Genomic DNA, 595 nt, shown 5'->3' with positions numbered 1-595 from the left:
CCAAAAGTGGCCGTCGTTGCCTGCATGCGAAAGATGATTGTGGTGCTCAATACCATGATCAAGAACCAAGAGCCGTGGCGTGAAAATATGGCTTAATATATGTGATTGACACCACAGTCACTGGTTACGTGCTACCCGAAGAAACAGCCATTCTCGTCGGCATTTACGATAGCAAAAAATTCCTCGATGGAGCGTGACTCAGGTTCTGGCGTGTAGGAGTTCCACTTTAAGTCGCTACGCATCCAGTAGAGCTTTGTCCAGAAACTCGAACGTCTAGATCTAAATTGGACCGGATCTCGACTGGCGGCCTCCGGTCTTCAAGAAATTCAGAAGCGGCCCGCTCAATTTTCTTTGCTTCGAACTCACTGAATGCCATATGGATTCTCTATGGGAACGCCCACATAATGCCAGCCATCACCGGTTACAAAACCGCAGCGAAGCGGAGGGTTTGGCATCCGGTGCATGGCTTTGTATGGATAATTCCTGCCGTGTTTGGGTAAATTGAGGCCCACCCCCAGTGGCCGCTGGGGGCCTTCATGCAGCAGCTCGATGATGGCAGGCTCCTCATTCGAGAGACCGGTAACCAGTGCGTAGC

The 595-nt window shown here is 51.3% G+C and carries 1 protein-coding gene and 1 pseudogene; both read right to left on the bottom strand.

Annotation, left to right across the window (positions count from 1 at the left end; genetic code table 11):
* Positions 1-131: 131 nt before the first annotated feature.
* Positions 132-254 (bottom strand): annotated as a pseudogene (locus DYI22_RS17725) (DUF3024 domain-containing protein); the annotation flags it as partial.
* 108 nt (positions 255-362) lie between these two features.
* Positions 363-595 (bottom strand): hypothetical protein (locus DYI22_RS17295; RefSeq protein ID WP_213479296.1); only part of this gene is annotated, 233 nt, incomplete at its 5' end.

It is taken from the genome of Marinobacter lipolyticus (genome assembly GCF_018424605.1).
Taxonomy (GTDB): Bacteria; Pseudomonadota; Gammaproteobacteria; order Pseudomonadales; family Oleiphilaceae; genus Marinobacter; species Marinobacter lipolyticus_B.
The sequence above is the reverse complement of the archived record's forward strand: the minus strand, read 5'-3'. Positions and strand labels throughout refer to the sequence as shown.